This window comes from Streptomyces sp. NPDC102462, assembly GCF_044765425.1.
Lineage (GTDB): Bacteria > Actinomycetota > Actinomycetes > Streptomycetales > Streptomycetaceae > Streptomyces.
The window spans coordinates 283,815-309,458 of sequence record NZ_JBIWKB010000001.1 but is presented as its reverse complement, the minus strand read 5'-3'; the positions used below and the strand labels follow the sequence as shown (position 1 = coordinate 309,458).

17 protein-coding genes and 1 pseudogene are annotated in these 25,644 nt (G+C 73.8%); 8 read left to right on the top strand and 10 right to left on the bottom strand.

The genetic code is table 11. The features are described 5' to 3' along the window. Positions 1-36 precede the first annotated feature (36 nt). The gene (locus ACIRFL_RS01370; protein ID WP_404022947.1) at positions 37-612 is read left to right on the top strand and encodes a Dps family protein; all 576 of its coding nucleotides are present in this window, start codon (positions 37-39) and stop codon (positions 610-612) included. Between the two features lie 165 nt (positions 613-777). On the opposite strand, the gene ACIRFL_RS01365 is transcribed toward ACIRFL_RS01370, so the two are convergent. From ACIRFL_RS01365 to ACIRFL_RS01340, 6 genes and pseudogenes are all read right to left on the bottom strand, one after another. Beyond that, positions 778-1,011, bottom strand: a complete 234-nt coding sequence (locus ACIRFL_RS01365; protein WP_404022946.1) for a hypothetical protein — start codon at positions 1,009-1,011, stop codon at positions 778-780. Positions 1,012-1,123: 112 nt separating this feature from the next. Further along, positions 1,124-2,092 carry a helix-turn-helix domain-containing protein gene (locus ACIRFL_RS01360; protein WP_404022944.1) on the bottom strand — a complete coding sequence of 323 codons (969 nt, stop codon included), beginning with the start codon at positions 2,090-2,092 and terminating at the stop codon, positions 1,124-1,126. Then, positions 2,086-3,126: a helix-turn-helix domain-containing protein gene (locus ACIRFL_RS01355; protein WP_404022943.1), complete on the bottom strand. Its 1,041-nt coding sequence runs from the start codon at positions 3,124-3,126 to the stop codon at positions 2,086-2,088. The genes ACIRFL_RS01360 and ACIRFL_RS01355 overlap by 7 nt, the downstream gene beginning before the upstream one ends. Before the next feature lie 73 nt (positions 3,127-3,199). Continuing rightward, complete coding sequence (locus ACIRFL_RS01350) at positions 3,200-4,186, bottom strand: alpha/beta hydrolase (RefSeq protein WP_404022942.1); 987 nt, start codon at positions 4,184-4,186, stop codon at positions 3,200-3,202. A gap of 69 nt (positions 4,187-4,255) precedes the next feature. Beyond that, positions 4,256-6,688: a LuxR C-terminal-related transcriptional regulator gene (locus ACIRFL_RS01345; RefSeq protein ID WP_404023166.1), complete on the bottom strand. Its 2,433-nt coding sequence runs from the start codon at positions 6,686-6,688 to the stop codon at positions 4,256-4,258. A gap of 612 nt (positions 6,689-7,300) precedes the next feature. Beyond that, positions 7,301-7,621, bottom strand: a pseudogene (locus tag ACIRFL_RS01340) (ATP-binding protein); the annotation flags it as partial. 134 nt (positions 7,622-7,755) lie between these two features. Between ACIRFL_RS01340 and ACIRFL_RS01335 the strand changes: the two are divergent. After that, entirely contained in the window at positions 7,756-10,557 is a 2,802-nt protein-coding gene (locus tag ACIRFL_RS01335) for an ATP-binding protein (protein ID WP_404022941.1), read from the top strand. Between the two features lie 93 nt (positions 10,558-10,650). On the opposite strand, the gene ACIRFL_RS01330 is transcribed toward ACIRFL_RS01335, so the two are convergent. After that, positions 10,651-11,571, bottom strand: a complete 921-nt coding sequence (locus ACIRFL_RS01330; protein ID WP_404022940.1) for a UTP--glucose-1-phosphate uridylyltransferase — start codon at positions 11,569-11,571, stop codon at positions 10,651-10,653. Positions 11,572-11,782: 211 nt separating this feature from the next. On the opposite strand from ACIRFL_RS01330, the gene ACIRFL_RS01325 reads away from it, so the two are divergent. Further along, the gene (locus ACIRFL_RS01325) at positions 11,783-12,118 is read left to right on the top strand and encodes a trypco2 family protein (RefSeq protein ID WP_404022939.1); all 336 of its coding nucleotides are present in this window, start codon (positions 11,783-11,785) and stop codon (positions 12,116-12,118) included. Continuing rightward, on the top strand, positions 12,105-16,433 hold the full coding sequence (locus tag ACIRFL_RS01320; RefSeq protein ID WP_404022937.1) for a hypothetical protein: 4,329 nt from the start codon (positions 12,105-12,107) through the stop codon (positions 16,431-16,433). Before ACIRFL_RS01325 ends, ACIRFL_RS01320 begins: the two co-directional genes overlap by 14 nt. Before the next feature lie 78 nt (positions 16,434-16,511). Here the strand turns inward: ACIRFL_RS01320 and ACIRFL_RS01315 are convergent, their stop codons facing one another. Further along, the gene (locus tag ACIRFL_RS01315) at positions 16,512-18,335 is read right to left on the bottom strand and encodes a heavy metal translocating P-type ATPase (protein WP_404022936.1); all 1,824 of its coding nucleotides are present in this window, start codon (positions 18,333-18,335) and stop codon (positions 16,512-16,514) included. Between the two features lie 17 nt (positions 18,336-18,352). Between ACIRFL_RS01315 and ACIRFL_RS01310 the strand changes: the two genes are divergently transcribed. The 3 genes from ACIRFL_RS01310 (at position 18,353) to ACIRFL_RS01300 (ending at position 22,160) form a co-directional block, all read left to right on the top strand. Beyond that, on the top strand, positions 18,353-19,663 hold the full coding sequence (locus ACIRFL_RS01310) for a magnesium transporter MgtE N-terminal domain-containing protein (protein ID WP_404022935.1): 1,311 nt from the start codon (positions 18,353-18,355) through the stop codon (positions 19,661-19,663). A gap of 422 nt (positions 19,664-20,085) precedes the next feature. After that, positions 20,086-21,651, top strand: a complete 1,566-nt coding sequence (locus tag ACIRFL_RS01305; RefSeq protein ID WP_404023165.1) for an Nramp family divalent metal transporter — start codon at positions 20,086-20,088, stop codon at positions 21,649-21,651. Positions 21,652-21,734: 83 nt separating this feature from the next. Then, positions 21,735-22,160, top strand: coding sequence for a DUF2267 domain-containing protein (locus ACIRFL_RS01300; RefSeq protein WP_404022934.1), 426 nt, complete (start codon positions 21,735-21,737; stop codon positions 22,158-22,160). A 34-nt stretch (positions 22,161-22,194) separates the two neighbouring features. Here ACIRFL_RS01300 and ACIRFL_RS01295 read toward each other — a convergent pair whose 3' ends face one another. Beyond that, on the bottom strand, positions 22,195-22,857 hold the full coding sequence (locus tag ACIRFL_RS01295) for a phosphoribosyltransferase (protein WP_404022932.1): 663 nt from the start codon (positions 22,855-22,857) through the stop codon (positions 22,195-22,197). 281 nt (positions 22,858-23,138) lie between these two features. On the opposite strand from ACIRFL_RS01295, the gene ACIRFL_RS01290 reads away from it, so the two are divergent. After that, positions 23,139-24,830 (top strand): SpoIIE family protein phosphatase, encoded by a 1,692-nt coding sequence (locus ACIRFL_RS01290; protein ID WP_404022931.1) that lies wholly within the window; start codon positions 23,139-23,141, stop codon positions 24,828-24,830. A 56-nt stretch (positions 24,831-24,886) separates the two neighbouring features. Here ACIRFL_RS01290 and ACIRFL_RS01285 read toward each other — a convergent pair whose 3' ends face one another. After that, a complete protein-coding gene (locus ACIRFL_RS01285) occupies positions 24,887-25,633 on the bottom strand; it encodes a GNAT family N-acetyltransferase (protein WP_404022930.1) in 747 nt (248 codons plus the stop codon). Positions 25,634-25,644 lie beyond the last annotated feature (11 nt).

Here is a 25,644-nt window from a genome sequence, read left to right as displayed (position 1 = left end):
CGCGCACGTTCGGCACCACATCGCAGGAGGCACGTCATGACCACCGGTTCCAAGCCCACGGGCAGCCAGCCCTGGCTGCACCAGAAGGGCGCGGTCATCCAGGAGTTCGGGACCGTCAAGCAGTTCCCCGTCGCCCTGTCCTACGAGGCACGCATGTACTCCTGCCAGCGCCTGAACAAGGTGCTGGCGGACACCCAGATCCTGTACGGCCTCTACAAGAAGCACCACTGGATCATGCGGGGCGCGACCTTCTACCAGCTGCACCTGCTGCTGGACAAGCACGCGGGAGAGCAGCTGGAACTCGTCGACACCCTCGCCGAGCGCGTCCAGACGCTGGGCGGCGTCGCCGTGGGCGATTCCCGGCACGTTGCCGAGATCACGTCGATCCCGCGCCCGCCGGACGGTGTGGAGGAGGTGCCGGCCATGCTCTCGCGGCTGCTGGAGGCCCACGAGATCATCCTGACGCAGGCCCATGACGCGGCCGCCCGCACCGCCGAGCTGGGCGACGACGGCACCAACGACCTGCTGGTCTCGCAGATCATCCGCACCGGCGAACTCCAGGCATGGTTCCTGGCCGAGCACCTGGTCGACACCCCGCTGGTGCGTTCCTGACCCGACGACAGCCCGCCCGGTGCCCTGCCCCCGCATCCCGGCACCGACCGGGCCGCACCCCCTCGGCCGGCGAGTCATCTCCGGCCGAGGGGGTGCGGTGAAATACGCGGCGGTCCGACAGCGCGCGCGACACCGACGCCCGCGCGATGGCCTGCCCCGCCGAAGTCAGTGGCGCGGTTGCGTTCCGAGGTCCGCCTCGATGTCGTAGCCGGGTTCGGTCTGGCCTGCCGTGGGATGCGCGATGTCGGCCGCCAGGTCGAACGCCGCTGCGTCGATCGTGTTCTCCAACGCGGCCTCCTCACGCTCGGCCTGGACACGGTGATGATGCTCGGCCGCCCTCTCCAGGAGGTGCCGCACATGGGGGTGACGGTCGGCTCCGTTCGGCTCTGCGGTGTTCATGCGGTGATCCTCCCTCGGGGAAACATGAACCGGACGATAGGCGCCCGGCCGGTGAGCGATCATGCCGACAGCGTCCCGGGTCCTGCCCTTCCGGGAACAGCGCGCCCGGATCTCAGGTCGGTCGCCGCGCACCGCGCCACTGCACCGGCGACATCCCGTATGTCTCCCTGAACGTCCGGCTGAAATGGGACGGGTTGGTGAAGCCCCAGCGTGCGGCCACCGCCGCGATCGACCTGTGGGCCGCGCCGGCCTGGGCCAGTTCCTCGCGTGCCGCCTCCAGCCGTCGCGTCCGTACCCAGGCGTTCACGGTGGTGCCCTGCCGCTGGAAGAGCCGGTGCAGATAGCGCAGGGAGATGCCGTGCTGGTCGGCGATGTCCTGAGGGGTGAGTCCGGGCTCCCGCAACCGGTCCTGGACGGATGCCGTGATCCGCTCCCACAGCGCCGGCGCGGGCCGCCTGCCGGCCTGTGCCACGGCCAGGGTGCCCAGCACATCCGCGGCGAGCCGCGCGAGTCGGGCGCGCCCGGCCGGGTGGGCCCGGACGGCCTCGTCGACGAGCCCGCACAGCGTGGGCAGCAACAGCGCCGCCGCCCCCTGACCGGCGTCCACCACGGTGGCCGTCAGGGCGGACAGCTGCCCTTCCTCCAGCCGGAGCAGGGCCCGGGGCACCATGAGGACCCGGGCCCGCTGCCGGCCCGGCAGCACGAGCCGGTACGGGCGCCGCGCGTCGTGGAACGCCAGGTCGCCGGGCCGGAGTTCGGCGCTGCGGCCGTCCTGCAACAGCAGCGCGGTGCCGTCCAGTTGCAGACGCGCCAGGATGTGTGTGCGGGGATCGGCGGCCACCGACCGGGCGCTGCGCAGGATCGTTCCCGGGCCGAAATCCTCCGTGGCGATCTGGAGGGCGCCCAGGCGCTCGGCGGTCAGCTCACCCGCCCACGGGCGGTCGCCCCGCACGGTGACCTCGAGGTCGACGAAGACCTGTGACAGCGCGTGTTCCCAGGCGGCGACGCGGTCGCCGGGCGGCAGGCCCCGGGTGGAGAAGGACACTCCCTGCCCCGGGACGGACAGCGATCCCGTCAGCACGGCGCCTGTCCCGCCGCGCGGCTCGCCCGCTCCCGGTCGAGCCAGTCCGTGGGAGACACCCCGAAGGCACTGCGGAAGACCCTGCTGAACCGGGCGGCGCTGGGGAAGCCCCAGCGCCTGGCCACCTGGCCCAGGCTGACGGATCCCGGCGCCCGTACGGCGAGTTCCCTGCGGCACTCGTGCAGGCGCAGCTCACGGATCCACCGGCTCACGCTGGTGCCCTCCGCCTCGAACATCCGGTGCAGATAGCGGACCGAGATGCCATGGGCGTCGGCGATGGCCCGGGGGGTCAGGCCCGGGTCCGACAGGTGCCAGCGGACGAAGGTCTTGAGCCGCAGCAGCAGGACCCGGTCGGCACCGGGCAGGACGGCGGGGTCCTCGCCCAGCCGGTCCGCCGCCGTGGCCGCCATCAGATCGATGACGCCCTCGGCCAGTCGCTCGGCCACCGGCGTCGCATAGGACTCGGAGGTGTCCGCCAGCCGTTCGAGCATCGGGGCGAGCAGGGCGGGCAGACCGCCGCTCGGGCGCACGGCCAGCGCGGTGAGCTGCCGCAGATCGGCCTCCGACCGCCCGAGCAGGGCCCGTGGCACGGCGAAGACCTTCAACCGGAAGCGTTCGGGGAAGGCGGTGCGGAAGGGCCGGACGGTCTCGAAGAACCCGATGTCGCCGGCCCGCAGCTGCGTGGTGCGGCCGTCCTGTTCGACCTGGGACCGGCCGGTGCTCTGGACCGCCACGAAGACGTCTCGCCCGTCGCCGTGGGCGATGTGGCGCGGCGAGCGGTGCACGCGGCCCGGATCGCATTCCACCGTGGTGATCTGGAGGGCTCCGACGCGGTCGGTGCGCAGGGTCGCGTCATAGGTGCGGCCTTCGGTGGCGATGTCCATTCCGACGAGGGTCGCGAGCACGGCGTCGTGCCAGAAGCCCAGGCTGTCCCGCGGGGGGACGGAACGGGTGCTCAGCACCCGGGCCCGCGGGCCGGCGAACGGGTCCGGACCCCGGCGACTGTCCTCGAAGGAACCGATCACGGTTGGCATGCTCCGAGCATGCTGGGCCGGTACCGGCCGACGCATCAGTCGGTCGACTGGTCCCCGGCCCGTGCCGCGCGGCTCAGCGCAGTCGGGCCCGCAGGAACGCACACCCCATCGTGACGGCCGCCCGCGTGGGCGGGCTGTCGTGCAGGGCGTGCAGGGCCACGAAGTCGTGGATCGTGCCGAGGACCCGCGCGGCGGACGCCTCGACACCAGCCGCGCGCAACTGGCGCGCGTACTGCTCGCCCTCGTCCCGGGTCACATCGGCCTCGGCGGTGACGACCAGCGCCGGCGGCAGCCCCACCAGGTCCCCTCCCCGCGCCCGCAGCGGGGAGGCGGTGGGCTCGTCGCGCAGGGCCGGGTCGGTGACATAGCGCGCCCAGTACCCGCGCAGCGCCGGCCGGGTGAGCAGGTAGCCGGTGGCGAACTCCCGCTGCGAGGGGCTGTCGCAGCGGGAGTCGGTGAGCGGGTAGTAGAGGAGCTGTGCGCACAGCCGCGGCCCGCCGCGGGACTTCGCCAGCATGGTCACCGCGGCGGCCAGCGTGGCGCCGGCGCAGTCGCCCGCGACGGCCAGCCGGCGCGCGTCGAGTCCGAGTTCGCCGGCCCGGGCGGCCACCCGGACCAGCAGCGCGTAGCACTCCTCCAGCGCCACGGGGTAACGGGCCTCGGGGGTACGGCTGTACTCGGGCACGACGGCGCACACGCCCGCGCCGTGGACGAGTTCGCTGATGAGCCGGGCGTGGGTCTGCGCGTCACCGAGCGCCCACCGGCCGCCGTGCAGGTACAGCAGCGCGGGCAGCGGGCCGGTCGCACCGGCCGGGCGGACGGTCCAGAACCCGAGCAGCCCGGAGGGGCCGGTGGAGGCCACGCGGTAGACCGCGTCCACGGCGAAGTCCTCGAACCGGTCCACCTGGGTCTCCCGCAGCGCCTGCCGCGCCGTCTCCGGCCCGAGGTCGTCGAGAGACGGGGGCGTGGCGGACGCGGCGACGATGCGCTGCACCGCGGGGTCGAGGAGGACGGCCCGGCGTGCGTCACCGCCCGGCCGGTCCCCGGAGGCTCCCGGCATCACGCACTCCCCTCTGGCCGGGCGGCGCCGCCCGTCGTCGGCTCCGCACGGCACCGGCCGGTTTGCGCCTCACCTGTCCTGGAGAAGGTCACGCAGTTGCTGGCGGCGGCTGATGCCGAGCTTCGGGTAGACGTTGTACAGGTGGGAGCCCACGGTACGCGGCGAGAGGAAGAGCTGTTCACCGATCTCCCGATTCGAAAGGCCGCGCGCGGCCAGCTGCACGATCTGTCTCTGCTGGGCCGTCAGCTGCTCCAGCGTGCCCGAGGCGTCCGCAGTGGACGCCGCTCCGCTGGCGCGCAGTTCACCGCCGGCCGCCGCGGCGAGGGCGCCCGCGCCGAGGCGTTCGGCGGTCTCCAGCACGGTGGTCAGCTGCTGACGCGCCTCGCGTGTCCGCCGGGCGCGCCGCAGCCAGATGCCGTAGTTGAGGCGGACATGGGCGCGTTCCCAGGGCCAGCGGTCCGCCTCGTGGTTGACCAGGGCGAGCTGGAAGTGCGGCTCGGCGTCCCCGCCCGGGTCGACCAGAGCGGTGGCATGGTGCAGGAGCAGCGTCATCCTGGTGCTCGGGCGTTCCCCCTGCTCCGCGCGGACCCGGCCGAGCACCGGCACCACCGCCTCGGCCCGGCCGGTGCGCTGGGCCGCCGCCGCGAGATCGGCGATGCTCCGGGGCGACAGGACGGGGTGCAGTGGTGAGCCGTCGGCGGTGAACAGCTCGCGCAGGTGTCGCCAGCCGCCGTCCCAGTCCCCCAGCGCGATGGCGGCGAGTCCCCGGGCGCGCAGCAGACGTGCGTGGGTGGCCCGGTTCTCGTCCAGGCAGACGGCACGCCAGACCGAGGGGGTGAGCGAGGGCTCGGGCGGCACGGTTCCGCGGAGCGCGTGCAGGGCGAGGGCCTGCGCCTCAAGGTCCGCCCGCAGGCGCGGCAGGCGCAGCACCGCGGCCTCGGCCATGGCGTCCCGGATCAGGGCGTCCGCGTCGGTGAACCGGCCGGCGCCCATGAGGGTGTCCGCGAGGGCGAGGACCGACCAGCCGCGGACGCCGAAGGCACGGGAGGCCCGCAGCCGGGCGTCGGTCTCGCGGAACTGTCCCAGGCGTACGTCGGCCTCGTCGGCGAGGTGGGCCGCCGCGAGGACCGCCGCCCGGCAGGCCGGTGTCTGCGAGCCGTCCGGGCCCGCACCGTGCGGGCGAGGGGGGCGCGCCGAGGAGCCCGTGCCGGTCTGCGGCCCGAGTACGGCGGTGGCCAGCGCGTCCAGTGCCTGCTGGATGTCCGGCTCGTCCAGCCGGCCCAGGAACCCGGCCGCCGGCGGCGGGCGGCGCAGGGCACGGTCGGTGCCCCGGGCGCGGTCGAGCAGCGTGGCCAGGCCGGTCCTGTGCTCCGGCAGACCGGACTGGGCGGCGATGCCCGCCGCGACCGCCGTCACCGCGAGCGCGACGGGACGCCCGGCCGCAGCGAAGTACCCGGAGACGTCGACCAGCAGGTCGAAGGCTTCCCGCTGGGAGGACTCCAGGGACAGCACCGAGGCCAGGGCACCGGCCGCCGCGCAGACCTGTTCCGGTTCCCCGCGGTCGTGGACGAGCCTGCCGTACAGGTCCCTCACCCAGCCGGGGTCGCCCACCGCGTGCGCCGCCACCAGGGCCTCGGCCAGCCGGCGTGTGCGCTCAGGCCGCCGCGGGCTGAGCCGGGCCGCCTGCTCCAGGGCACGCGCGGTGCCCACGACGTCCCCGTGCCGCCATGCGGAGTCCGCCAGCGCGGCGGCCACGGACTCGTCGCCGCGCAAGGTCGCGGCGGCCAGGTGGCGGGCCCTGTCCTCGGGGCGCGTGGCGGTCTCGGCGAGGTCCAGATGGGCGCGCTGCCGCTCGCTCGCGGGATGCCGGAAGAACGCGGCCGACCGCGCCAGCGGATGCCGGAAGACGAGGCGGTCCTCGACCAGCGAGACCAGACCCGCCGCCTCCGCCGGGGCCCACACGGCGAGGTCGTCGGTGTCCAGGGCGGCCATGAGGGCGGCGACGCTCTCCCCCGGCCCAGCGGCCGCGGCGTAGAGCAGGGCCCGTGCCGTCTTCGGGGGCAGCGCGTCGAGTCGCGCCGCGAAGGCGTGGCCCGTCGGCGGGCGCCGCGCCGGTGCGGTTCCGGCGCCTGACGCCCGGGGGGCCGCGGGCACACGGCGGCTCAGTTCCACCAGGGCCGACGGGTTGCCTTCGGCCTCCTCCAGGATCTCCAGCCTGCGCCGGCCGGTCGGCGCCGCCGGCTGCCGGTCCAGCAGCGCCGCGGCCGAGGGGGCGCTCAGCGGGCCCAGGTGCAGGCACTCCAGGGCGGGGGGCAGGCCGGGCGGGGGCGTCTCGCCCCGCGCGGTGAGCACCACCCTGAGCGGGCGGCCGGCCAGGAGCCGGATTCCCGCGCAGAGCGCGTCGAGGAAGGCGCGGTCGCAGGCGTGGATGTCGTCCACGCACAGCAGCACCGGCCGGGACGCGGCGAGCCGGTCCAGCAACGCCAGCACGGCGACCTGCACCTGCCCGTCGTGCGGCGCACGGTCCCCGGGCGCGCCGTGGCGGAACGCGCCACCGTGCGGCCCGCCCTCGCGAGGCCCACCGTGAGGGGACCCGCCGCCGTGAGGCCCCCTCTCGTGAGACCCGCCGCCGTCAGAGCCAAGCCCTTGAGCCCCGCCCCCATGGGACCCGCCCCCGCGAGACCCACCGCCATGCGGCCCACCGCCGTCAGACCCACTGCCGTGAGGCCCGCCCCCGCGAGACCCACTGCCGTGAGGCCCGCCCCCGCGAGACCCACCACCGTGGGGGCCACCCCCGTGAGACCCATCGTCGTAGAACCCGCCCCCGCGAGACCCACCGCCATGCGGCCCACCGCCGTCAGACCTACTGCCGCGAGGCCCGCCCTCGCGAGGCCCATCGTCGTAGGGCCCGCCCTCGCGAGACCCACCGCCATGGGACCCATCACCGTCAGACGCACCGCCACGGGGCCCACCCTCGTGGGGCCGCCCGTCATGGGACCTGGCGTCGTGGGACCCGCCCCCGTGCGGCCCCGCGTGGTGGCGCGCGTCGTCGTGGGCGGCGGCGGGGTTCAGGGCGGCGGTCAGCACCGCGCCGTGCGGGGCGGGCAGCCCGGGCAGCTCCTCCAGGACCGGCGCCAGCAGTTGCCGCAGACAGGCCCGGGCGTTGCGATGGTCCGCGGCCCAGCCCTGCGCGGACAGCACGAGCGTGCCGTCGGCGCCGGCCAGCTCCCGGGCGTGCCGCAGCAGGGTCGTACGCCCGATTCCCTCCTCCCCGAGCAGCAGCAGCGCCTGCGGGCCGCCGGGCGTGCGCCGCACACACTGGAGAACGCGCTCGATCTCGCCGTCCCTGCCCAGCGGACGGGACGACGTCGTACGGCGGGATGATCGACGGACGGCTTCCTCACCGGCCGCGGAACGGGACGGGGGGACCTTCATGCATGTACTCCGGACCTGCTCGGCTGCCCAGGGCGTTGGACCGGTTCCCTGGCCGGGGTCCATCATCGGGACAGCGGGCGGGCGACGCTTCTGTCATATGACCGGTCGTCCGCGACTGGCAGGATGGCCGGATCATGAACGACGCCGGGAGGAACACGACCGTGGTGCACATCGGCCCCGACTACCCCGCCGATCCGGGCATCCTCGGCAGGGCCGCCGAGCTGTCCCGCCTCACGGGCCTGCTCGGGGCCGTGGACGGCACAGGACCGCAGGTGCTGGTGCTGGTCGGGGAGCCGGGGGCGGGCAAGAGCACCCTCGTCGACTGGACGGCCGAGCAGGGCCGGGCCCGGGGCCTCGGGGTCCTGCGTGTGCGCGGCAGCGAGGGCGAGCGGGGACTGGGGCTCTCGGGCGTCCACCAGCTCCTGCATCCGCTGCTTCCCGGTGAGGGGCTGCCGGCGCCGCAGCGGGCGGCCCTCGACCGTGCGTTCGGGATGACGCAGGCACAGCACGAGGTGCACCTCGACCAGCTGTCGCTGTGCATCGGCGTGCTCGCCCTCATCGGCGAAGCCGCCGCGCGCCGGCCGCTGGTCCTGCTCGTGGACGACGTGCAGTGGCTCGACCTCGGCTCGGTGGACGTGCTGGGTTTCCTCGCCCGGCGTCTGGAGGGCAAGCCGGTGGTGCTGCTGCTCGCCGCCCGCGAGGAGGCCGTGCCGGCCCGCTTCGACCGGGACTTCCCGCAGGTGACCGTGGGCCCGCTCGGCAGGGCGGCGGCCGGACTGCTGCTGGACGCCCAGCCGCACCCGCCCCGCGGCCGGGCCCGCACCCAGATCTTCCAGCAGGCCGCCGGCAACCCGCTGGCCCTCATCGAGCTGTCCCGGGCCCTCGCCCGGGGCCGGATCGGCACGGGTCAGGACGGCGGTGCCGCCCTGCCGCTCACCGCACGCCTGGAGAACCTGTTCGCCGCCGACCTGCCCGGCCTGCCCGAGCCCACGCGTGAGGCGCTGCTCCTGATCGCCGCCGCCGGCACCGGACGGCTCGCCGACCTCCTGCGGGCCGCCCCGTCGTCGGACATCGTCCAGGCACTGGACCCGGCGGAGCGGGTCGGACTGGTGCGGATCGAGGACGGCCAGGTGCTGCTCCGCCACCCGCTGGTGCGCTCGGCCATCTACCAGGCGGCTTCCTTCGCCGAGCGCCGGCACGCGCATCTCGCCCTGGCCGGCGCTCTCGCCGACGAGCCGGACCGCCGGGCCTGGCACCTGGCCGCCGCCGCGACGGGCCAGGACGCGGAGGTCGCCGACGCCCTGGCGCAGAGCGCCGAGCGCGCGCGTGCCCGGGGCGGGTACGCGGCGGCCGCCACGGCGCTGGAACGCGCCGCGGAGCTGACCCCGGCGGCGGAGCCGCGCGCCCGGCGACTGCTGATGGCCGCGCAGGCCGCCATGTTCGCCGGCCATCCGCAGTGGGTCGGTGAGATCAGCGGCCGGGTCGGCGACCTGACCGAGGACGCGCGGCTGCGTGCCGAGGCGTCGCTGCTGGGCGGATGGGCCCTGGGTGTCACGCTCCGCCATGAGGAGGCGCTGACCCTGCTGCTGGGTGTCGCCGAGGCCACCGCGGCCTCGGCCCCGGACCTGGCGCTCAGTACCCTGTCCACCGCCGCGACCTCCGTGTACAACTCCGGGTCGCCGTTCCACCGGGCCGAACTGCGGCGGATCGGCGCCCTGATCGAGGAGAGCGACGATCCCGCCGGGCTCGCCTGGTCCCAGGCCGTCATCGACCCGCACCGCGGGCGGACGCGGCTGCTCGGGCTGTTGAAGGACGCGCTGGCCGCCATGGAGCAGGAGTCCCTGAGCGACCTCACCGCGCTCGGCGGCACGACCTGGATCCTGGACGAGACCGAGGACGCGGTACGGATTCTCGGGCAGACGATGGACGTCCTGCGGCGGGCCGGCAGCGCGGGCACGAACGCGACGGTCATGCAGGCGCTCGCCCTGGCGCTGTTCGAGAGCGGTTCATGGACGGCGGCCCAGGACGCGGCGGACGAGGCGTTCTGGATGGCGACCGAGGCGGGAGCCGACAACGTGACCGTGGGCTCCTGCGTCCTCCAGGCCACCCTGCGCGCGCTGCGGGGAGACCACACGACCGCGCGGGCGCAGGCCCTGGAAGCCGTACGGGGCGCGGATCTGCGCAGGTCCCTGAACCTCCAGGTGCGGCACCGGCACGCCCTGGCCATGGCCGCGTTCGTCGCCGGGGACCACGCCGACGCCTACGAGCAGCTGCGCGCCACGTTCACCCGGGACTTCCGCCCGGCCCCCGTCCACTACCACGCCTCCCTCTACTATCTGGGCGACCTGGCCGCAGCGGCGGTCCGTGCCGGGCGACGGGAGGACGCACGCACGGTGGTCGAGGCCGTCGAGGACGGCCTGGAGCCCGACAGGTCGCCCCGGCTCGCCGCCGTCCTGCACCGGGCCGCCGCCCTGCTGAGCGACACCGATGACGCCGAGAAGCGCTTCAGCGCCGCCCTGGCCGATTCCACCACCGACTGCTGGCCCTTCGAAAAGGCGCTCATTCAGCTCGACTTCGGTGAGTGGCTGCGCCGGCGGCGGCGCAGCGCCGAGGCACGCCCGCACCTCGGCGCGGCCCTGGAGTGCTTCCAGCGGCTCGACGCGCGGCCCTGGGCCGATCGCGCCGCCGCCGAACTGCGGGCGGCGGGAGCCTTGGCGGGGACGGCGACGGCCACGAGTACCGCGGGTGAACTCACGGCGCAGGAACGGCAGATAGCCGAACTGGCGGCGCAGGGCCTGACCAACCGCGACATCGCGGCCCGGCTGTACCTCTCGCCCCGCACCGTCGGCTACCACCTGCACAAGATCTTCCCCAAGCTGGGTGTCAGCGCCCGGGCGCAGCTCCGCGACGCCCTGGCCCAGGATCCGCCGCGGTGACCGGACGGTGGAGCCACGCGGTCACCCGGCGGCCGGAGCCCGCTCTGTCCTGGGCCATGCGGGGCTCGAAGGCGGCCCGGGAACGCAGGCGGCTCAGGCAGCAGGGGGGGTGTCGAGCCGGTGGACCAGGTCGCGCAGGACGGGCCCGTACTCGGGGTGGGCCAGGGCGTGCGCCATCTGGGCCACGAGGTAGTCGGCGGGGTTGCCGGTGTCGTACCAGGTGCCGCGGATGACCTGTCCGTACACCGCGCGGCTGGCGGCGTAGGCGTTGATCGCGTCGGTCAGATAGACCTCGCCCACCGGTCGGCCCTTGTCCCGGGCCTCGTACCAGCGCCGGGTCTGCTCACGCAGTTCGTCCACGATGCCGGGGGTGATGACGTAGCCGCCGATGGCCGCGTACTCCGAGGGGGCGGCGGCCGGTTCGGGCTTCTCCACCAGCCCGGTGATGCGCAGCTGTCCGCCGCCCAGGTCCTCCTTCACGATCGGCACGCCGTAGCGCTGGGACTCACCGCGGTCCATCGGCAGCAGGGCCAGCACCGGGCAGCCGGTCTGCTCGTAGGCGCGGATCAGCTGCTGGGCGCGCGGCACCTCGGCGACGAACACGTCATCGGGCCACAGGACGAGGACGGGCTCGTCGCTGAAGGAGCGCGCGGCGTTCAGGACAGGGGTGCCGTTGCCGTACGGGCCGTGCTGGTCGAGGTAGGTGATGTGACCGCTACGGGCGAGTTCGGCGACTTCCTCCACCGCGTCCGCGTACGCCGTCTTGCCGTCGGCGCGCAGTTGGTCCACGAGGCCCGGGTTCGGCCGAAAATGGTCCTGGATCAAGGACTTGCCGCCGCTGACGACGATGGTGATGTCGGTGATTCCGGAGTCCACGAGTTCGCGCACCGTGTGCTCGATGACCGGTTTGTCGCCGACCGGAAGCATTTCCTTCGGGATCGCCTTGGTCAGGGGCAGCAGGCGTGAGCCGAGTCCAGCGGCGGGGATCACGGCCCTGCGGATCGTCGGAGGCATCGGGTCTCTCTCGGTCGATCGGCGCGCCGTGCCGGCCGACGCGGCGCGTCCCGACGCTACCAACGCCGTGCGGGGCCGCACGAACGCCGGGGACCGGATCACGCTGCCGCGCGCCGAGGGCCGCCGACCTACGTCGTCCTCGGTGGCGTGGGGGTACGAGGAAGGGGCCCGCACTGGTCCGCCGCGGGGCCCGGCCCCTTACAATCCCGCTATGGCAGCGAACGGGGAACGCGGGATCGAACTCGCGGAGCTGGTGCGTCAGTTGCGGCAGGAACTCAGGGCCGCGGCGGCGGAGGGGGCTCAGGCGGGCGACGCCCTCCAGTTCGAGGTGGGGCCCGTGGAGGTCGAGGCGACCGTCGCGGTCTCACGCGAGCAGGGCGCACACGGCAAGGTGCGGTTCTGGGTCGTCGAGGCCGGCGCGGACGGCAAGGCGGCCCGGTCCACGACCCAACGGCTCAAGCTCACCCTGCATCCCAAGGCGGTGGCACAGGACGGAACGACCCGCTCGCCCCTGATCTCCGGTGACGAGGTAGATGGCGAACGCTGAAGTCACCGCACACGGGGCCATGGGGTGGGACGCACCCGGCCGTATCGCGGAGGTGATCGTCAGCCGCTCGGCGGGCAGGGGCGCCCGGGCCTCCGGGTATCTCGTCGCCGACGGCAGGGTGTTGACGGCGTGGCATCCGCTCGACGGAGCGTCCGGTGTGCGCGTGCGGTTCAACGCCGACCGGCAGGACGAGGCCGGCTACGAAGCGTCGGTGGGGTGGTCGAACGCCGAGATCGATGTCGCCGTGCTCGTCTTCACCCCCTCGGCCCCGGACCCTTCGGCTCCCTCCCCCGTTCCAGCCGTCTCTTCCCCGCCTCCCGCACCCACGGCGGTGCCCGCCTCGTTCGGCTGTGTCGGCGAGGGCGCCGCCCGCGTCGAATGCATGGCCTTCGGCTTTCCGCTCTTCAAGCTCCGCGGGGGCCTCTACCGTGACCTGGAGGCCGCACAGGCCACGTGTGTGCCGCTCTCCAACCGGCGGGAACGCACCCTCGACCTGAAGATCGTGGGGCCTCCCTCACCGGACGAGGACCCTCGCCGGGCGACGAGACGGCCGGGCGCGGGCGGCGAGGACGGCACGGACGGCGAACCGTACGAGCCGTGGGAGGGCATGTCGGGAGCGGCTGTCTTCAGCCGCGGGCGGATCATCGGCGTCGTCATCAGGCACTACGCCTCCGACGGTGCCGCTCTCACCGCGGCCAGGATCGACAGTCTCCAGGACCGTGTGGCGCCCGAGGAACTTCGCCGGCTTGAGCGGTTGCTGGGCTGCGGCAGCCTGCGCCCCGACGACCTCGCCGATGTCGGACTGCCCCCGCTGCCCAGTGGCGTCCGCACCCACCGGCAGACCCTCAGCAGGAACTCCAACCGTGACAAGTACCTGACGGACGGCCAGATCCGCTTCGTCAGCCCCGGGGAGGGCCACCAGGCGGACCCGGACAACCTGCTGACGCGGCTGACGGCGGCGTCCGCACCGGGTTCGACGTCACTGGGGGTGGTGCTCGTCGGCGCCGCGGGGACCGGCAAGACACGTACCTGTTTCGAGGTGGCGGCCCGGGCCGACCGGCAGGGCTGGACCGTACTGCACCTGGCACCGAAGAAACCGATCACAGCGGAGGAACTGACCGGGGTCGTCCGCGACATGCACGCGCGCAACAGGGACGTCCTGCTCGTGCTCGACTACCTCGACGGGTATGAGCATCTGGACCTCTTCGACTTCGTGGACGAAGTCAGGGCGGAAAGCACCTCCTCGGCCCGGCTGGCGTGCATCGCCTCGCTGCGCCCCGGAGCGGTACCGCGCGCCGAGGCCCTGGGGCGTCTCAGGTTCCTCGACCGGGTGGAGGTCTCCCAGGACGGAGAGCACCAGAAAGCCGTCGCCACCCGCATCATCAACAGCGTCGCCAGGAAGGCCGTGGATGCCTACGGCACGGAGCGGATCGCCGCGGTGTGCGGGCACCGCCCGGTGCTCACCCTGCTGATCGCGCGGGCCATCGAGTCGCGTGTGGGCGACGGCGGGCAGGAGGCGCTGGACCTGTCGGGGCTGCGCAACGTCCAGGATCTGTCGTACTGGCTGCGGGAGCGCACCGGGGAAGAACTCAGCGACTCGCGCACCGACCTGCTCGCCTCCGCGGTGGCCGCCGCCTGCTGCCCCCAGGACAAGGAGTCGGTGGAGGCCGCCGTCGGCGCCTTCCTCCAACTGCACCAGGACCGCGGCTTCGACGCCGGCAGGATCGGCGTCGTCGGGCATCTGTGCAAGCTGGGCTGGCTCTTCGCCTCCGAGAGCGACGTACTCGATGTCATCCATGACTTCGTGGCCGACGAACTCCTCCAGCAGGCACTGGTCCCCAGAGCGGGACGGCTCGAAGCCGACGCCGCCACGCGGATGTTCTCCGCGTTCCTGACGAGCACGCACACCTTCCGGCTCGCCGCCGACGCCGTACGGCGGTGGTCGGCCGACCTCGATCCGGCGGTGCGCGACGATGTGCGCCGGGTCTGCGCACAGTGGCTCGCGGACCGGGCGGGCCCCGCCGAGCGGCTGGCCGGCGAGGCCGATCTCGAGGAGACCGGCCGGACCCTGCTGACCCTGCTGTCGGGGGCGCCGTGGCAGTCCGGGGTCATCGCGTCCTGGGACACACTGGTGCGGCCCTGGCTGGGGCGGGCCGAGGCCGAGGGCCCACGCGCGGCGCGCACGTTGTTCGCCAACGCGATCCGCAACACCTCCGACGCCGTTCCCGCACGTCTGGCTTCGGCCGCCTTGGAGTGGCAGGCGGACAACCGCCACCGGCTGTACGAGACCCGTCCGGTCCTCGAAGCCCTGCTCCGGGCGCCCGGCGCACCGGCCGGGCACCTGGACAGGGCTGCCGAGGAAGCGGTCGCATGGCTGCGACACCCTGTGATGAAGGGAAGTCTCTCCCTCGCGAGTGCGCTGCTGGCCCGGACCGATCTGTCCGAGGACCGCATCGCACAGGCGGTCGACGCGGGCCTCGGTGTGGCCGGCCGGCGCCTGCCCTCGGCCGCCACCGCCCATGTGCTGCGCGCGCTCCTGTGCCGTGAGGACCTTGGAGACGACCAGAGGGGCAGGGCGCTGAAGCTCGCTTTCGACTGGCTCAGGCTCCACCCCGACGCGGATACCGCCACGTTCGTCCTCGCCGAGCTGCTCAAACGGGACGACCTGGACGACAGCCGGACCAGGGGGGTCATCGACCGCTCCCTCAACTGGCTCGGGAGTCATGGCACTTCCCTCATGGCCTCGTTCGTGCTGAGGGGTCTGCTGGAACATCCGGCCCTGCGGGGAAAACCCGCCGACACGGTCGTGGGCCTCGCCTGCGCCTGGCTCGAGGAGCACGGCACCTCGCACGAGGCGACGTTCGTACTGGACCCGTTGCTCGTTCGTGTGCCCGTCCCGGACGGGAGGTACGACGTCGTCGGCCCGGCCCTCGCCTGGCTCGAGGAGCACAGCAGGCGCGGGGACGCCTACTTCGTACTGCGCAGGCTGCTGGAGAACACGGACCTGTCCTTCGGGGCGACCGCCTGTGCCGCGGAGCACGCGGTGAGATGGCTGTCCACCGGGCGTCACGGCACGCAGGACGTCGCCAAGTGGGTCCTCGCGCCCCTGCTCAAGCGGCGCGGGCTGCCGGACGCCGACCGGCACTGTACGGCGGCCGTCCGCTGGCTCGGCTCCCCCGCCAATCTGAGCGGGGAGGACGCCAGCTTCGTCCTCCAGCCGTTGCTGGCCCATCCACGGCTCGACCCGCACAGCGAGACGGCTGCCCGGCACGCCCTCACCTGGCTCGGGGACCACGGCGAATCACCGAACATCTCCTACGTCCTCCAGCATCTGCTCCCCCTCGACGCCCGCATCGGCCCGCACACCTCGGGCACGGTGGCCGACGGTGAGGGAGTCGACGCCGTCGGCGCGGCGCTCGGCTGGCTCACCGCGGACACACACGGCACTTCCCCTGAGGCACGCTTTGTCCTGGAACCCCTGCTCAAGCATCCGGCGGTCGGGGCACGCGCCGCTCCGCTCGCCCTCGCATGGCTCGCAGAGCACGACAACGCCCGCAGCAACACGGCGTCGTTCGTGCTGGAAGCCCTGCTGATCCGCCCGGATCTGGACGAGCCGGCCCAGACGCAGGGTCTGCGCCGCGCCCTCGACTGGTTGGAGATCCACCACACCGCCGAGAACGCACAGCGGATACTGAAACGCCTGCCCGGCTGCCGGGTGTCCGACCAGGAACTCCGCCGGCAGACCGTGGAGCGGGTGCTGGACTGCGTGGGCCACGGCCATATGGTGCTGGCGAAGGAGAAACTTCCCGCCCTGTGCCGGATGGGACTGGTGCCGCTCCCGGACGCGACACGAGCCGTCCTCGTGGACCTCGCGCTGCGCGAGGCGTGCGCTGGAGAGCCGATCAGTTCGCGGGGGAGGAAGGTGCTGCGCGCTCTGCTGGAGCGGCCGGATCTCGACCCTGACGGTGCGGGCGCCGTCACGGCACGGGCACACAAGTGGCTGGCCGAGCAGGAAGGGCTCTCGCCGTTCACCGGGGCCATCCTGGGGCCGCTCCTCGACCCGCGCCTGCCCGCGTCCGGACAGACCGAGCGGGCAACCGTCGTGGACATGGCGCTCAGCTGGCTGGAGACCTACGCCGGGTGCCGGTACGCCGGGCATGTGCTGGCCGCGCTGCTCGAAGGACCCGGCCTGACCCGGTCGCAGACCGAAGACTGCCTGGCCAAGGCCGCCGACTGGCTGAGCGGGCCGGAGCACACCGGCGTGGCCGTGGACGACGAACACGCCGCCCGTCTGGCGAAGCTCCTCGGGCGCTGACCGCGCGTCATACGAACTCGCCCCGCACACGCCTGAGTTCGGGCATGCCTGCACAGGGCGGCCGAAGGCGTGCGGATCTCATGGGCTCGCGGTGGCGGCGGGTGTGCGGGCGGCGCGGCGAGCGGTCGCCGCCGCCCACAGCAAGGCGATCAGACTCGCGATGTGCATGGGGGTGAGGGCGTGCAGGACGCCGCGCCTTCGCCCGAGGAGGGAGAGCAGAACGCCGAGCGCCGAAGCCGCGAAGGCCAGCCGGACGGAGCGTTGCGAGACCGTGCGGGCCGCGGTCACCGCCCGCAGGACGCGCCAGGCGTCCTCCAGTCCGTTCAGGGAGACCAGATCCGCCGACCAGGACGCCTCCGCACCGGGTTCGCCGGGGACGGCCACGGCGACATCCGCGGTGGCCAGCGCCTCCGCGTCCGTACCGGAGACGACCAGTACGGCCTCGCCCTGTCGCTGCAGCTCGCGCACCCTGTCGGCGACGCGCTCACCCGCGCCGGTGATCTGCTCGGCCGGTGCCGACAGCCCGCGCACGCGCGCATCGCCGGTGAGCACGACGCGTGCCCCGGTGGAGCGGGCCGCGGCCAGCACGGGCACGGTCAGCGGGTGGAGGCCGCCCTCGGGCCCCCGCCCGTTCACCAGCAGCGCCGAGTCGATCACGACGGCAGAGACCAGATCGAGCAGCCGCAGCGCCGACGGGTCGAGCGGTACGACACCGTGCCGGGCCAGGTCGCGTCCGACCGCCGCGGCGAAACCCTCCCGTCCGTAGCGGGCCGCCCGGGGCACCGCGACGAGCAGCGCGTCCGCGGCCCGCCCGGGGCTGCCGGTCAGTGCGAGCACCGACGCCGCGGTGAGCGGGGCGAAGGGCGCCAGCCGCGCCTCCCACCGCTCGACGGGGCCGGAGCGCCTGGCCCTGGCGCGCAGGTGCCGCGCCGGTCGAGTCCGCGGCACACAGTCCGGACCCGGGCACAGCTCCCGCTCGCGCCGCTCCCAGACCCGGCGCCGGGCACGCATCTCACCGAACTGGAACGCCCGGCTCACCGCGTCGACCATCGGCATGCCGACGCCGTCGCACAGCCCGTTGACCGTGGCGCTCGTCAACGACATCAGCAGTTCGGCCTGGACCGGCCCGATGCGCCGCACCAACGGGCCGCGCAGTTCCCGCTCCAGTTCCAGCGCGGCCACGGCGGCGGGCACCGCCCGGGGCAGCACCGGGAGGCGCAGGACCCGCTGGACGACGGCGGCGGCGACCGCGGCGCAGTCGACGAGCAGTTGGGTCGCCGCGGTGGCGACCGGCACATCGTCGCCCGGAGTGACCGGCTGCGCCCAGGCGAACTCCGCGTCCCGCACGCCGTGGGCGTCCTCCACCGCCCTGACCGTGTCCAGGAGCCGGTCGACGCCGACCCTGCGCTCGTCGAACGACAGCAGCACCTGGCCCGTGACCGCGTTGACCTCGGCCCACCGCACCCCGCTCAGTCCGCGCAGCGACCGGGTCACCCCGCGGCTCAGCCGCTCACGGCCGGGACCCCCGCGGTCCCCGCGGTCGAGTCCCCGTACCTCGATGTGCGCGCGCCCGTGACCGGTCCAGACACGACGGACGTGCCGGCGCGGATGGAGATCGACGAGGGCCTGTCCCAGGTGTATCGCCCGTCTGGGCAGTGCCGCCGCGGCCGAGCCCCCGTGCCGGGCCGCCGACGCCCCGGCGCTCCCGGTCCTGCGGGCGACGCGCCATCCCACTGCGGTCACCCCGCCGGCCGCGACACCCACCGCACCGGCCGCACCGGCCGCCGCCCGTCCCGCGCTTCCCGCCGTGCGGACGCCCATCCAGCCCACGAGGCCGAGCACACCGCGCCCTGCACGAGTCCAGGACACGTCACCGCCCGTTCTGTACCCGATGGCGCCCATATGTCTAGCGTGGGGGTGTGGATCGCATCGTGCATCTCGCCCAACTGCTCCGCCGACCGGTGATCGGGGGCGACGGTGACGTGGTGGGGCGGCTCGCCGATGTCATCGTGCGGCTGCGGGGGCGTGACTACCCGCTGGTCACCGGCCTGGTCGCACGGGTGGGCAGGCGCGAGGTGTTCCTGCCGGCCGAGCAGGTCGCCGACCTGGACGCGGAGAAGATCACGCTGGCGAGCCCGCGGGTCGACCTGCGCCACTTCGAACGGCGCGAGGGCGAGGTGCTGCTGCGCGCCGACGTACTGGGCCACCGCGTCATCGACGTGGCCGACGCCGAACTGGTCCGGGCCTACGACATCGAACTGGAGCAGCGGCTGGACCAATGGGTGCTGACCTGCCTGGACACGCGGCGGCCCGCGCGGCTGCGGAGCCTGTTCGGGGGGCGTGCCCCGCAGCCCCACTGGCGGGACTGGACGTCCTTCGAGCCGTTGATCGGCCATGCCCGTTCGGCCCGGATACGAAGGTCGTTCGCCCGGCTCAGACGGCTCAGGCCGGCCGACCTCGCCGATCTGCTGGAGGACGCCAGTCGCACCGAGTCGCACGAGATCCTGCAGACTGTCCACGCGGACCCCGAGCTCGAAGCCGATGTGTTCGAGGAACTGGAGCCGGACTCGCAGACGCGGCTGCTGGGCGAGCGCAGCGACGCCGAGATCGCCCAGGTGCTCGCCCGTATGCGCGCCGACGACGCCGCGGACGCCGTCAACGAGCTGCCGCAGCACCGGCGCCAGCCGATCCTCGACGCGCTGCCGGCCGGGCAGCGCACCAAGGTGCTGACGCTGATGGGCTTCAACCCCTCCAGCGCCGGGGGGCTGATGGCACTCGATGTCCTCGCCATGACGGGCGACAGCACCGTCGCGCAGGCGCTGCGCTCGGCGGGTGCCGCCCACACCCTGCAACCCCAGGCGCTGACCAGCGTGTATCTGGTCGGGGAAGCCGGGGAAGGGGCGCGGCTGCTCGGCGTGGTCACGCTCGTCGAGTTGCTGCAGGCCGATCCGGCCGCGCGGCTGGACGAGGTGGCCGACCGTGATCCGGTCCGGGCCGGGCCGGACACCGATGTCGAGGACGTGGCGCTGCTCATGACCGACTACAACCTGCTCACCGTCCCGGTGGTCGACGACGAGGACCGCATCCTGGGCGTGATCACGGTCGATGACGTCCTGGAGGAGGTCATCCCGGAGGACTGGCGGCGACGCGAGCCTGCCGCGCACGCGACCCGCCACCTGGAGGAGCCCGGTCCCACGGGTGCGCCGCACGACATTCCGTCCGGATCATGAGCGGGGAGGAACGGCCCCCCGGAGGAACCGGCCGCCCCGAGCCGTCGGCCCGGCCCGGACCCGGGCGTCCCCAGTCGCCGCCGAGCCGCGCCGACCACAGCGCCGAGCCGCCCGCACACCGGCCGGCGGAGCCCCGTCCGGCCGGGCCCCCTCCCGCGGACCGCCCTCCGGCGGAGCCCCACCCGGCCGAGCCTCGTCCCACAGAACCCCGCCCCGCCGCGCCTCGTCCGGCCGAGCGTCGTCCGGCAGAGCACGAGCCCGTCCCCGGCCCTGCCGAGCCACCGCAGGAGAGGCGTCGGCCCGGACCGCCCGCGAAGCGCGCCGCAAAAGCCCCCGCGCGAAAACCGGCGGCCCGTTCCGCCGCGCCACCCTCCCGGCCGGCCCGGGCCGGCACCGTACGCGACGAGGCGCACCTCGGCGAGATCCAGGGCGCCTTCGGCCGTGTCCCGCGCGAACGCCCCGGTGGGCGCCCCGGTTTCAGGGCCCGGCTGCTGACCCTGCTGGCCATCGTCGGCCCGGGCATCATCGTGATGGTCGGCGACAACGACGCGGGCGGCATCGCCACCTACGCGCAGGCGGGCCAGAACTACGGCTACTCACTGCTGTGGGTGCTGCTCCTGCTCGTTCCTGTCCTGATCGTCAACCAGGAGATGGTGGTACGGCTGGGCGCGGTCACCGGCGTCGGCCACGCACGCCTGATCACCGAGCGGTTCGGGCGGTTCTGGGGCTGGTTCAGCGTCGGCGACCTGTTCCTGCTCAACTTCCTCACCATCGTCACCGAGTTCATCGGCGTCTCGCTGGCCGCGCAGCACCTCGGCGTCTCCCCGTACGTCGTCGTCCCGGTGGCCGCGGCCGTACTGATCGCCGTGACCGCCAGCGGTTCCTTCCGCCGCTGGGAGCGCGCCATGTTCGCCTTCATCGGTGCCAGCCTGCTGCTGGTCCCCCTGACCTTGATGTCCCGGCCGCAGTGGGGCCGGGCGGCCCACGACTTCGTGGTGCCCGGCATCCAGGGCGGCGCGAGCGGCGAGGCCGTCCTGCTGATCATCGCGGTGGTCGGCACCACCGTCGCGCCCTGGCAGCTGTTCTTCCAGCAGTCCAACGTCATCGACAAGCGCATCACCCCGCGCTTCATCGGCTACGAGCGTGCCGACACGGTGATCGGCTCCCTCGTGGTCGTCGGGGGCGCCGCCTCGTTGATCATGGTCGCCGACTTCGCGGTCCGCGGCACGGCCGCCCAGGGGCACTACACCGACGCCGCCGGCGTGGCCGATGCCCTCAGTCAGCACGCCCCCGTGCTGGGCGTGCTGTTCGCCGTGGTCCTGCTGGACGCCAGCATCATCGGCGCGGCCGCCGTCACCCTGGCCACCAGTTATGCCTTCGGTGACGTCTTCAACCTGCGTCACTCCCTGCACCGCAGCTTCGGCGAGGCCAAGCAGTTCTACTCCTCCTACAGCCTGCTGGTGCTGGTCGCGGCGGGCGTCGTCCTCGTCCCGGGCGCGCCGCTCGGTCTGATCACCGAGGCGGTCCAGGCGCTGGCCGGACTGCTGCTGCCCTCGGCGAGCGTGTTCCTGCTCCTGCTGTGCAACGACACCCAAGTGCTCGGCCCCTGGGTCAATCCGCGCTGGCTGAACGTGCTGGCCACCGTCATCATCGCCGTCCTGCTGATGCTCTCCGGCACGCTGATGGCGACCACGCTGTTCCCGGAGATCAATGTCACCCACCTCACGGTCTGGCTGGCGATCGCGCTGGTCACCGGCCTGATCGCGGCCGCCGTCGCGCTCCGGGCCGGCCAGCGGCGCACGCCGGCGCGGCCGGTGCCGGTGCTGTCGCCGGCCGAGAAGCTGGCCTGGCGCATGCCGCCCCTGGCCCTCCTGCAGCCGGTGCGCTGGTCCGCCGGCACCCGGCTGGGCATGTTGGCGCTGCGCGGCTATCTGGTCCTCAGCGCCCTGCTGCTGCTCATCAAGGCGATCCGGCTCGGTGGTGCCTGAGCGGGCGTCCTGCTCCGTTTCAGCGCCGCCCAGCAGGAGACCCGGAAGCCCACCGGCAGGCTCGCGGAAAGGACACGGCCCTCATGCAGCACGACGACATGGTCGGAAAGGTGCAGGCTCTGGCGCGACTGCCCGGCCGTGGGCCTGCCGAGCGGGCCACCCGGGCGGTGCTGACCACGCTGGCGGAGCGGCTGCCGTCCGGGCTCGCCGCTCACATGGCGGCCCAGCTTCCGCAGGAGTTCGCCGCTTCGGTCCGGGAGGTGACGGACCCGGCGGCAGGCGGGGCATCGGGGTCCGCTGCGGAGCGCTTCGACCTGACCGTGTTCGCCGGGCGCGTCGCGGGCCGGACCGGTACGGACGAGGACGCCGCTCTGCGGGAGGCCGCCGCCGTGCTGGAGGTGCTGGACGCCGCCCTCGCTCCGGAGCTGATGGAGCATGTGTCGGGGGCGCTGCCCACGGACATCCGCGCACTGCTGCCCTCGGGGCGTGCCACCGAGGGCGAGAGCTGACACGCAGGCGTTCACGTGTTGGTCGTGGAGATGTTCACGTGTCGGTCGTGGAGATCCTGAGTTCGTCCAGGAGCCGGACGACCTCCTCGTCGCTCACCTGCTCGAAGTCGTCGTACCAGAGGCCGACCGCCCGGAAGTCCCAGGGCCGCTGCAGGCAGACGACGTCATCGGCTTCCGAGCGCATCTCGGTGGCGGTCTCGGCGGCGCAGACCGGGACGGCGAGGATCAGCCGGGCGGGTTCCAGACGGCGCAGGTGGCGCAGGGCGGCGCGTGCGGTGGCGCCGGTGGCCAGTCCGTCGTCGACGAGGACGACGGTGCGGCCCTGGACGCCGGGCGCGAGCCGGCCGCCCCGGTAGAGCAGGGCGCGGCGCTTCAGTTCCTCGCGTTCACGGGCGACGTCCTCGACGAGGCGGTCCTCACTGAGGCCCAGCATCTCAAGTGCCCGCCGGTCGAACAGCGGTGGGTCCTCGCCCACGAGCGCGCCGATGCCCGTCTCCGGCCGGCCGGGAAGACCGATCTTCCGCGCGACGAGCACGTCCAGCGGTGCCCCGAGGGCCCGGGCGATCTCGGCGGCCACCGGCACACCGCCCCGGGGCAGCGCGAGGACGAGGGGGTTGGGAAGCTCGCCCTCGGACGCCCACTCCATGAGCCGAAGGCCGAGTTCCTGGCCGGCTTCCCGGCGGTTGCGGAATCGCATGACGTGGCCTCTGTCTCTCTCCCGTGAAGGGACTCGGAACGGGCTCTCGGAGTTTCCCGCCGGGCGGCGCTGAAACGGCGGCTGTGCCGCAGCGGCGGTCACATGCCGGCCCGGCGATCCGCACGGCGGTGGCCTCGGCGGAGCCGGCGGCGCCCGTCGTCGGTCAGGTAGGCGCGCAGGTGCCCGCGCAGCCGGACGCGGGCGCGGTGACGGCATCACCGCTGGTCCTGGGGGAACCCCGAGGAGGCGGAGGTCGTTCTTCCTGCGACGGGAGGCGGGTCATGGTGGGCCTCGGCGGTGCTCAGGAGACGGTGGCCAGGGCCCTCGACGCGCTCGGCGCGGGTGCCTATCTCGCGGATGAGGAGGGCTCCATCGTCGCCGTCAACACGCGCGGCGAGGAACTGCTGGCCCGCCCCGCCTCCGCTCTGCTCGGCCGGGACGCGCACGACCTGCTGCACCGCAACAGCCACGGGGAGCCCGTACCGAGGGCCCAGTGCCGGATCCGCGAGAGCATGCTCGTCGGGCGCACGGAACACGGTGCCGACGCATGGTTCGAGCGGGGCGACGGCACGCTGCTGCCGGTGGCATGGCTGGCCACCCCCTGCGACATCGGGGTTCGCCCGTCGGCCACGCTCGTCCTCTTCCACTCCGCGGGACCCTCCGGACGGCCGGTGAGGCGGACACCGGCGAGCGGACGGCTGTCCGAACTGGAACGGCTCGCGCTGCTCGCCGAGACGACCACCCTGCTCACCTCCACCCTGGACATCGACGAGGCGTTGCGCCGCCTGATCGGCCTCGCCGTACCCCGGCTCGCCGACTGGGCCGTCATCGACCTGATCGACGAGCAGAACGAGGTGTGGCGCTTCGCGGTCGCCCACGCGGAAGGCGACACCCTGGTGTTCCGGGAGGATCTGCAGGGGCCCATGCCGCCGGTGCCGCAGGAGTCCTCGATGCCCCTGTCCCGCGCCCTGCGCGGCGTCGCGTCCTCCCTCGCCGGTCCCCGGAACTATCAGGGGCCGCCGGACTCCGGCGTCGCGGTCGAGCAGCGGCGTCTGTTCGAGGCGACCGGGATGCACTCGGCGGTCATGGTCCCCCTGCGCAGCCTGCACGACGTCCTGGGCGCGCTCACCCTCGGCCGCGCCGACCAGCCCGAGCGGTTCACCGCGAGCGACACCGCCCTGCTGGAGGACATCGCCCGCCGCGCCAGCCTCGCCCTGGAGAACGCCCGCCTCTACCAGCGGCAGCGCAAGGTCGCCGAGACCATGCAGCGCCATCTGCTGCCGAAGCTGCCGCGCGCGCCCGGCCACGGCATGACCGCCCGCTATCTGCCCGCGCCGGACGCCTCCCAGGTCGGCGGCGACTGGTACGACGCGTTCACCTTGGCGGACGACGCCACCGCCCTCGCCATCGGCGACGTCGTCGGTCACGATCTGGACGCGGCGGCCGGCATGGCGCAGTTGCGCAGCATGCTCCGCGCGTACGCCCTGTCCCAGACGAAGCCGCCCAGCAAGATCGTGGAATGGCTCGACCAGGCCAGCTCGGACATCGCGGAGGTCTCCATGGCGACGCTGGTCTTCGCCCGCATGACGCAGACCGACGCCGGCCGCTGCGAGCTGTCCTGGACCAACGCGGGCCACCCGCCTCCGCTGCTGGTGACCCACGAGGGAGTGGCCCGCTATCTGACCGAGGGGCACGGGGTCCTGCTGGGCGTCGCACCCGATCAGGTACGCCCCGACGCGACGGCGGAGCTGCCGCCCGGGTCGACCCTGCTGCTCTACACCGACGGCCTGATCGAGTCCCCGGGCCACTGTCTGGACGAGGGTCTGAGCCGTCTGCGCCGGCATGCGGCGTCCTTGGCCCACCGTCCGCTGGAGTCCTTCATGGACCAGTTGCTGGCGCGGGCGCGCCCACCGGACAACGAGGACGACGTGGCCCTGCTCGCCGTGCGGCAGGCGCCCGGCTCGACTTCTTGAGTGCTGCCGGGGGCAGAACGGACACCGGCGGCGAGCCGTGCGGTGCGCCGACGGGCCTACGGCACTACGACGGTCAGCGATGTGGCGATCAGCTCGAAGCCGAGTTTCTCGTACACGCGCCGCGCCGGGTTGCCGTCGCTCACGGCGAGGGAGACGTCTCTCAGCCCGTCGGCCGCGGCAGCGCCGAGTACACGACGCAGCAGCTCGGCGCCGAGGCCCGCGTAACGGGTTCCCGGCCGGCGGAACACATCCGCCACCCAGGGCCGGCCGTCGCGGTCGGTGATGATCGCGCCGGCGACGACCTGGTCCGCCTCGTCCACCACCAGGGCGCTGCACGCGAGGACCGGACCGAGGACAGAGCCCGCCAGCAGCGGGGCAAGACGCTCGTTCAGCGCCTGTTCGTCGCTGCCCGGGTGGTGGTCGGGGTGGCCGGCCGGGAAGGCGGCCCGCCATGCCGGGAAGACCGCCTCGGCGGCGCGGTCGCAGGCAACCGCGCGCAGTCCGTCGCCGAGGGGACGAGATGACCAGTCGGCCGGTGGCGGCGACGCGATCAGGTCCCTTCGCATCTCATGGGCGTGCCGCATCGGCCGGGCACCACGGCGCAGCAGTTGTTCACCGAGTTCCACGGACCCCGACACCGCCCACCCGGACATGCCGGCCACGATGGTGTCCACGGGGTCGGGCCCGACCACTTCGGCCAGGTCCGCCCACGGGTGCCCGTCACGGACGCCGCGCTCGTAGGTCAGGACGGGCACACCGTGCGCGTTCGTCAGGGTCTGGCGCTGCTCGTCGTTCTCAGTCACTCATCGTCCTC

What these genes read in the sequence shown, in the direction of transcription:
- ACIRFL_RS01295 (WP_404022932.1), bottom strand. Translation starts at nt 22,857, where the DNA reads ATGCGATTCCGCAACCGCCGGGAAGCCGGCCAGGAACTCGGCCTTCGG.
- ACIRFL_RS01330 (WP_404022940.1), bottom strand. Translation starts at nt 11,571, where the DNA reads ATGCCTCCGACGATCCGCAGGGCCGTGATCCCCGCCGCTGGACTCGGC.
- ACIRFL_RS01290 (WP_404022931.1), top strand. Translation starts at nt 23,139, where the DNA reads ATGGTGGGCCTCGGCGGTGCTCAGGAGACGGTGGCCAGGGCCCTCGAC.
- ACIRFL_RS01300 (WP_404022934.1), top strand. Translation starts at nt 21,735, where the DNA reads ATGCAGCACGACGACATGGTCGGAAAGGTGCAGGCTCTGGCGCGACTG.
- ACIRFL_RS01350 (WP_404022942.1), bottom strand. Translation starts at nt 4,186, where the DNA reads ATGCCGGGAGCCTCCGGGGACCGGCCGGGCGGTGACGCACGCCGGGCC.
- ACIRFL_RS01335 (WP_404022941.1), top strand. Translation starts at nt 7,756, where the DNA reads ATGAACGACGCCGGGAGGAACACGACCGTGGTGCACATCGGCCCCGAC.
- ACIRFL_RS01365 (WP_404022946.1), bottom strand. Translation starts at nt 1,011, where the DNA reads ATGAACACCGCAGAGCCGAACGGAGCCGACCGTCACCCCCATGTGCGG.
- ACIRFL_RS01315 (WP_404022936.1), bottom strand. Translation starts at nt 18,335, where the DNA reads ATGGGCGCCATCGGGTACAGAACGGGCGGTGACGTGTCCTGGACTCGT.
- ACIRFL_RS01370 (WP_404022947.1), top strand. Translation starts at nt 37, where the DNA reads ATGACCACCGGTTCCAAGCCCACGGGCAGCCAGCCCTGGCTGCACCAG.
- ACIRFL_RS01325 (WP_404022939.1), top strand. Translation starts at nt 11,783, where the DNA reads ATGGCAGCGAACGGGGAACGCGGGATCGAACTCGCGGAGCTGGTGCGT.
- ACIRFL_RS01320 (WP_404022937.1), top strand. Translation starts at nt 12,105, where the DNA reads ATGGCGAACGCTGAAGTCACCGCACACGGGGCCATGGGGTGGGACGCA.
- ACIRFL_RS01355 (WP_404022943.1), bottom strand. Translation starts at nt 3,126, where the DNA reads ATGCCAACCGTGATCGGTTCCTTCGAGGACAGTCGCCGGGGTCCGGAC.